Genomic DNA, 5,675 nt, shown 5'->3' on the forward strand with positions numbered 1-5,675 from the left:
CCATCAAGGTGAACATGGCCGGCGTCGTGCCCGTCATCTTCGCCTCGTCCATGCTCTACCTGCCGGGGCTGATCTCACAGTTCAACCAGCCCAAGGCCGGCGAGCCGGTACAGCCATGGGTTGAGTGGATCAACAACAACCTCACCAAGGGCGACCACCCGATCTATATGGCACTGTATTTCGCCATGATTGTGTTTTTCACCTACTTCTATGTTGCGATTACTTTCAACCCCGAAGAGGTCTCGGACAACATGAAGAAGTACGGCGGCTTCATTCCGGGCATCCGCGCCGGCAAGCCGACCGCGGACTATCTTCAGTACGTCCTATCCCGGATCACCCTGCCCGGCGCCTTCTACCTCGGCTTCGTGGCATTGATCCCGCTGGTTGCACTGGTCCTGATTAACGCGAACCAGAACTTCCCGTTCGGCGGCACCTCGATCGTGATCATGGTGGGCGTCGGTCTGGAGACCGTGAAGCAGATTGATGCGCAACTACAGCAACGTCACTACGAAGGGCTTTTGCGATGACGAGAATGTTGATTATCGGACCTCCCGGGTCCGGCAAGGGAACGCAGGCGGAACGCATTTCAGAACGCCTCGGCGTCGTTGCGATCTCCACCGGAGACATCTTCCGCGCCAACGTCAAGGGTGAGACTCCGCTCGGCGTCGAAGCCAAGAAGTACATGGACGCCGGCGACTTCGTCCCGGACAGCGTCACCAACAAGATGGTGCGCGACCGCCTCAATGAGGACGACGTCGAGGCAGGCTTCCTGCTCGACGGGTACCCGCGCACCACCGCGCAGGTGGACTACCTCGAAGACATCCTCGCCGGCGCTGACCAGAAGCTCGACGTCGTGCTCCAGCTCACCGCTGACGACGAGGAGCTGGTTGCCCGCCTCCTGGGCCGTGCCAAGGAAACTGGCCGCAGCGACGACAACGAAGGCGTTATCCGTCACCGGCTGGACCTGTACCACGAGCAGACCGAACCTGTGGTGGCCAAGTATGCCGAACGCGGCATCCTGACCCAGGTGGACGGCATCGGTGCCATCGACGAAGTCACCGAGCGCGTCATGGAAGCGATCAAATCGGCCCAGGCCGCCTGATCCTCACCCCCTGATCCACGCATGCTCATTGCGGCTGACGCAGAACAGAGACGCAGTGCAGAAGGGCGCGTTCCGTACCATCGGGTACGGGACGCGCCCTTCGGCGTTGGGCGGCCCCGCAGCGAGCCCGTTCCGAACCGTTGAACCGGTACGGGAGAATAGAGCTTGAAGACTTGGGTTGATGACCCATGGTGGAGGCCCGGGATCCAGCCCGCCCGGACCGCGAGAGAAAATTTTGAGGTAGCGATGGCATTCGGCCAGGCACGCATTGAATACAAGACCAACGCCCAGATGCGCACGATGCACGAGGCCGGACTGGTCCTGAGCCGGGCACTGGATGCGGCGGTGGCCGCCGCGGCCCCCGGCGTCACCACTGCCCGGCTGGATGAGGTCTTCGCCGCCGTGCTCCAGGACGCCGGCGCCAAGTCCAACTTCCTCGGCTACCACGGGTTCCCGGCCACGATCTGCACCTCGGTGAACGAAGAGGTGGTGCACGGCATCCCCGGCGGCCGGGTCCTGGCGGACGGCGACATCATCTCGATCGACGGCGGCGCGATCGTGGACGGCTGGCACTCCGATTCGGCGCGGACCGTGATTGTCGGCACCGCCGATCCCGAAGACGTTCGCCTCTCCGAGGTTACCGAGGAAGCCATGTGGCGTGGCATCGCAGCCCTGGCCACCGGGAAATTCGTGGGCGATATCGGCAACGCCGTGGACGACTACGTCTCCTCCGTGCCGGGCAAACCGCTGGGCATCCTGGAGGACTATGTAGGGCACGGAATCGGCTCCGAGATGCACATGGCGCCGGACGTGCTGAACTACCGCACCGGCCACCGCGGGCCGAAGATCCGCCCGGGGCTGTGCCTCGCAATCGAGCCCATGCTGGTCCGGGGCAGCATCGAGACCGCAATCCTGGACGACGAGTGGACCGTCGTCACCACGGATGGCAAGCGCTCCTGCCAGTGGGAGCACTCGGTGGCCGTGCACGAGAAGGGGATCTGGGTCCTCTCGGCACCTGACGGGGGAGCGGCGAAACTGGCGCCGCTCGGCGTCGTGCCCGTCCCGATTCCCTAGGCCCGAACTACAAGGCGACTCGCGGGATTTCTGGCGACGCGCAAAATCCCTGGCGACACCGGAATACGGTAGCGCCAGGGATTTTGCGTGTCGCAGGTCAGCCGGGGCGCACAATGGAGCCATGGGAGCAACAGGAGCCATCACAGACGTGGCCGGGATCCGGATAGGCCAGGTCCAGAAGTCCGGCGACGGCTGGCTGAGCGGAGTGACTGTGGTTCTCCCGCCGCCGGGCACCGTCGGCTCGGTCGACGTCCGGGGCGGCGGGCCTGCGACGCATGAGACGGACTCACTGGATCCCACCACGCTGTCCCAGACCGTGGACGCCGTGGTCCTGACCGGGGGCAGCGCCTTTGGCCTCGCAGCCGCGGGCGGCGCCATGCGCTGGTGCGAGGAGAACGGCCGAGGCTTCCCGGTCCCCGGCGGGCTTGTTCCGATCGTGCCGGCGGCCGCGATTTTCGACCTGGGCCGCGGCGGCGATTTCTCCGCCCGCCCTGGAGAGGCGATGGGCTACGCGGCGACGGCCGCCGCCGCCGGGCAGCCGGAAGGGCACGACGTCGAACGCGGCAACGTTGGCGCCGGCACAGGAGCGGCAATCGGCAGGGGCACGTACAAAGGGGGAGTGGGCACAGCCTCCCTCACCCTAGAAAACATCTCAAAGGACGGGCCGGTCGTTGTAGCGGCACTAGCGGTAGTCAATGCGCTGGGGTTACCTTTTGGCACATCGCCGCAACAGGGGGAACCCGGCAGCGTGCGTCTAAGCGAGGAACGAGCGAGCACGCAGAGGGTTTCGCCTGCTGCGGCGAAAGCCGCACAGGTCCAGGAACCGGGAGTGCCGGAAGAGCCTCCGGCACTCAACACCACGCTCGTCGTCGTCGCCACGGACGCCGTCCTGGACAAGGCGGACTGCAAACGCACCGCCTCGGCGGCCCATGCCGGAGTGGCCCGGGCTTTGAATCCAAGCCACACCCTCGCCGACGGCGATACCGTGTTCGCGCTGGCGACGGGCGCCGTCGCGCTTGACCGCAGCACCCCGGCGGCCCGGCAGATTAGCCTCATTACCCTGCAGAGCGCGGCCGCCGACGTCGTCCGGATGGCCATCCTCGACGGGATCTCGCAGGCGGAGGCAGTGACGACGGCGGCCGGGACGCTAGGTGCGTACGGACGCTGAGTGCGCTACGATGGGCGGATTTAACTTCGGATTTAACAATCCGGCCGCGATGGCGTAGTGTTGTCTGTTGGTTGTCTGCCCCGTTGTGCCCTTTTGGGGTCGGGTGGCACCAGCCAATCAATCAAAAACGTCCGCGGTCATGACCGGTGCAAACCGGGAGGCTGCGGCAACAACAGTTAGCGGAGGGTATGGCCAAGAAGGACGGGGTCATTGAGATCGAGGGCGTTGTGACCGAGGCGCTGCCCAATGCGATGTTTCGCGTTGAGCTCACCAACAAGCACATCGTTCTGGCACACATCTCTGGAAAGATGCGCCAGCACTACATCAGGATCCTCCCCGAGGACCGCGTAGTGGTGGAGCTGAGCCCTTACGACCTGACACGTGGTCGTATCGTCTACCGCTACAAGTAAACACTGGGCGGCCAGGGCAATAGCCGAGGGCCGGTCCAGCTGACCAACTGCAACACGCAAAGGAACGCCATGAAGGTCAAGCCGAGCGTCAAGCAGATCTGCGAAAAGTGCAAAGTGATCCGCCGTAATGGCCGGGTCATGGTGATCTGCGAGAACCCGCGCCACAAGCAGCGCCAGGGCTAATTTCCTTCACTGGAAACCCTGGGTTGCTAACCCACGCAAGTAAATAAAGGCAGCACAAGCTGAACTGGGACGTATGAGCCCGGACAGCTAACCCCCGGTCGGAGGCTGGGGCCGCACTGAACATGCGGGTGTACTGCCTACGACCTCCGGTTTATACAAGGAGTACTGCCAATATGGCTCGTCTCGCTGGCGTAGACATTCCCCGCGAAAAGCGGCTGGAAATTGCGCTTACTTACATCTACGGCGTGGGCAAGACCCGTGCACACGAAACCCTGGCTGCTACCGGCATCAGCGCTGACGTTCGGGTCAAGGACCTGACCGACGCGCAGCTGGTTGAGCTGCGTGACTACATTGAAGGCAACTACAAGGTTGAGGGTGACCTTCGCCGCGAAGTAGCCGCTGATATCCGCCGCAAGGTTGAAATCGGCAGCTACGAAGGTATTCGCCACCGCAAGGGCCTGCCAGTGCGCGGTCAGCGTACGAAGACGAACGCGCGTACCCGCAAGGGTCCGAAGCGCACCGTCGCAGGCAAGAAGAAGGCCCGTTAATCCCTGAGGGATTAACTCGGTTTTCCCCCGATAACTTTCTGTAGGAGAAAAAATGCCCCCGAAGACTCGTGGCGCGGTTCGCAAGCCGCGTAAGAAGGACAAGAAGAATATCGCGCTGGGCCAGGCGCACATCAAGAGCACCTTTAACAACACCATCGTGTCCATCACGGACCCGAACGGTGCTGTCATCTCCTGGGCTTCGTCCGGTGAGGTTGGCTTCAAGGGCTCGCGTAAGTCCACCCCGTTCGCTGCCCAGATGGCCGCCGAAGCCGCCGCAAAGCGTGCACAGGAGCACGGCATGCGCAAGGTTGACGTGTTCGTTAAGGGACCGGGTTCCGGACGCGAAACCGCCATCCGCTCGCTGCAGGCCGCTGGCCTCGAGGTTGGCTCCATCCAGGACGTCACCCCCAGCGCCCACAACGGCTGCCGTCCGCCGAAGCGCCGCCGCGTCTAAGGCTTTCCAGCGCCCAGGAGCTTGCCCGGACCCTCACCGGTCCGGGCAGGCCCGGCCGCGTTAAGTCTTCAGACCGATCTTTCCACCACCTGTGTTGCGTCATATAGCGGATGCTCGCCGAAAGGAAACCTAAGTGCTCATTGCACAGCGCCCCACCCTCTCCGAAGAGGTCGTCTCCGAAAACCGCTCACGGTTCATCATCGAACCGCTGGAGCCGGGCTTTGGTTACACCCTCGGAAACTCCCTCCGCCGTACCCTGCTCTCCTCCATCCCCGGTGCCTCTGTAACGAGCATCCGGATCGATGGCGTGCTGCACGAGTTCACCACGGTTCCGGGTGTCAAGGAAGATGTCACTGAGATCATCCTGAACATCAAGAACCTGTCGGTTTCCTCCGAGCACGACGAGCCGGTTGTTGCTTACCTGCGCAAGCAGGGACCGGGAGTCGTCACCGCCGCGGACATCGCTCCGCCGGCCGGCGTCGAATTCCACAACCCGGATCTGCACATTGCCACGCTGAACTCGAAGGGCAAGTTCGAACTCGAACTGACCATCGAGCGCGGTCGCGGCTACGTTTCGGCAGCTCAGAACAAGTCCGGCGACTCCGAGATCGGCCGCATCCCGGTCGACTCGATCTACTCGCCGGTTCTGAAGGTTACTTTCCGCGTGGAAGCTACCCGTGTTGAGCAGCGCACTGACTTCGACAAGCTCATTGTCGACGTCGAGACCAAGCAGGCA

Annotated in this window: 9 protein-coding genes; all 9 read left to right on the forward strand. The window is 63.3% G+C overall.

Annotation, left to right across the window (positions count from 1 at the left end; genetic code table 11):
- The coding region (locus LQV45_RS16300; protein ID WP_290370258.1) for a SecY family transport protein at window positions 1–527 on the forward strand (527 nt) is incomplete at its 5' end.
- Between the two features lie 5 nt (window positions 528–532).
- Window positions 533–1,102, forward strand: a complete 570-nt coding sequence (locus tag LQV45_RS16305; RefSeq protein ID WP_230007935.1) for an adenylate kinase — start codon at window positions 533–535, stop codon at window positions 1,100–1,102.
- Window positions 1,103–1,348: 246 nt separating this feature from the next.
- Entirely contained in the window at window positions 1,349–2,176 is an 828-nt protein-coding gene (gene map, locus LQV45_RS16310; RefSeq protein WP_230007932.1) for a type I methionyl aminopeptidase, read from the forward strand.
- A gap of 121 nt (window positions 2,177–2,297) precedes the next feature.
- A complete protein-coding gene (locus LQV45_RS16315) occupies window positions 2,298–3,344 on the forward strand; it encodes a P1 family peptidase (protein WP_230007933.1) in 1,047 nt (348 codons plus the stop codon).
- 188 nt (window positions 3,345–3,532) lie between these two features.
- Window positions 3,533–3,754, forward strand: coding sequence for a translation initiation factor IF-1 (gene infA, locus LQV45_RS16320; protein ID WP_009358723.1), 222 nt, complete (start codon window positions 3,533–3,535; stop codon window positions 3,752–3,754).
- A gap of 69 nt (window positions 3,755–3,823) precedes the next feature.
- A complete protein-coding gene (gene rpmJ / locus LQV45_RS16325) occupies window positions 3,824–3,937 on the forward strand; it encodes a 50S ribosomal protein L36 (RefSeq protein ID WP_009358722.1) in 114 nt (37 codons plus the stop codon).
- A 173-nt stretch (window positions 3,938–4,110) separates the two neighbouring features.
- A complete protein-coding gene (gene rpsM, locus LQV45_RS16330) occupies window positions 4,111–4,485 on the forward strand; it encodes a 30S ribosomal protein S13 (RefSeq protein WP_028275004.1) in 375 nt (124 codons plus the stop codon).
- A gap of 52 nt (window positions 4,486–4,537) precedes the next feature.
- Complete coding sequence (rpsK, locus tag LQV45_RS16335) at window positions 4,538–4,939, forward strand: 30S ribosomal protein S11 (RefSeq protein ID WP_018773682.1); 402 nt, start codon at window positions 4,538–4,540, stop codon at window positions 4,937–4,939.
- A gap of 133 nt (window positions 4,940–5,072) precedes the next feature.
- The coding region (gene rpoA / locus LQV45_RS16340; protein WP_230007934.1) for a DNA-directed RNA polymerase subunit alpha at window positions 5,073–5,675 on the forward strand (603 nt) is incomplete at its 3' end.

This window comes from Microbacterium sp. Bi128 (assembly GCF_918698205.1).